Source organism: Bacillus alveayuensis (assembly GCA_030812955.1).
GTDB lineage: Bacteria > Bacillota > Bacilli > Bacillales > Aeribacillaceae > Bacillus_CB > Bacillus_CB alveayuensis.
The window spans coordinates 1-1479 of sequence record JAUSTR010000051.1 but is presented as its reverse complement, the minus strand read 5'-3'; the positions used below and the strand labels follow the sequence as shown (position 1 = coordinate 1479).

Here is a 1479-nt window from a genome sequence, read left to right as displayed (position 1 = left end):
TTAAGAAATAATGTTAGGAATTTTGTCGAAAAATATTTTTTTGACACCCCTGAAACGGCTACAACCGTTGATATATCAACATTTATAGAGGGAGGTGATAATATGTTCCAAGTCGCAGAAAAATTCTTCTTATCTATTTCTACTGCAACAGCAATTACTGAAGCAGTAAATAATGGGTTAGGTATTTTAACAGTAATTGCATTAGCAGGTGCAACGTATGGATGGGGAGCATTAGTGTATCCAATTATCCGCGGTGCAGTTGCCAAATGGGGGGTAAAAAAAGCTGCCGCTTGGTAAAAGTAGCAGCCTATTTTACCCATTTGTAATTGGAAAAAGGGCATAAAGTCCATAAGGGGTTCTATTTAATCATAATAAATAATAATGGTCTTTGTACCCCTTTTCCAGTTTAATTATTAGTATACATGGGGTGTACGGAATGAAAAAGTATTTAACTTTTTTTACAAACCCAATTTTATTTATGGAATTATTATACTCTAAGCCAAAAATTTTAATACCAAGTATTCTTGCTGCTTTAATTCCATTAATAACTTATCAAAATTTAAATGATAAACTTTCATATTTAGATACAAAATGGATTGTTTTGATATTAGTGCTAATTTCTATTTTATCAGTTTTTTTCTTTTTTATTACATCTTTTATTATTTACCTTTTACTATCTATAGTTTTAATAGAAAGTGAAAGTAACATTACTTTTAAAAAAGTCTATTCAATTTATGGTTATACACAATTCCCAAAATTCATTTTAGCTTTGATAATAGCCCTATTTCTTTCTTTACATATACTTTCAGTGAATTCGTCATCTTCTTTTTTAACCTCCATCTTATACTTTTTTACAAATCCACTAATGATATGGAAATACATATTATTAGTGAGTGGATTTTATGTACTAACAAGAACAAGAATGAAAATATTAGTAATTCTAGCGGTTTTTTTTGCAATTGCTGAAGTAGGGTTGAATTATCTAATATCTAGTCAAATTTCTTTAAATTTAATGAATTAAATAGGTGATAGAGGTATGAAAACGTTCTACAATTATTTACTATTCAGACAGAAATCCTTTGTATATTACAAATTTGATAGATTAATTATTCCCTTTAAAACTCTTACAGCAGTATTAATAGGGATATTCATTTTGTTGTTTATTGGTAGTATTTTTCTTTTCTATCAATTGAACACAAATATATTAAGTGATACATCAAAAACCTACTTAGTACTTGTATTAGTATTTACTTTTTTGTCATCTGGAATAAATACAGCATTGGTTAGTTCTAATAAAAAACAAAAAGTAAATAATGATTTAAATTTTTTACTAACTAAACCATTATCTCCTAAGCTAATATTGTTGTTAAAGTACTTTGAAAGAATGTCTCTTCACCATAGTTTGTGATTTAAGCACAATTCTGGCAATTAGTTAGCTAGATTATGGCCCCTCACAATCTCTCCTTCTTCAGCTTACAG

The 1479-nt window shown here is 28.1% G+C and carries 2 protein-coding genes; both read left to right on the top strand.

What is annotated here, in order from left to right:
* On the top strand, positions 1–297 hold a 297-nt coding region (locus tag J2S06_RS16050; RefSeq protein ID WP_419152968.1), incomplete at its 5' end, for a hypothetical protein.
* 139 nt (positions 298–436) lie between these two features.
* Complete coding sequence (locus tag J2S06_RS16045) at positions 437–1021, top strand: YIP1 family protein (protein WP_419152967.1); 585 nt, start codon at positions 437–439, stop codon at positions 1019–1021.
* Positions 1022–1479: the final 458 nt, after the last annotated feature.

What these genes read in the sequence shown, in the direction of transcription:
- J2S06_RS16045 (WP_419152967.1), top strand. Translation starts at nt 437, where the DNA reads ATGAAAAAGTATTTAACTTTTTTTACAAACCCAATTTTATTTATGGAA.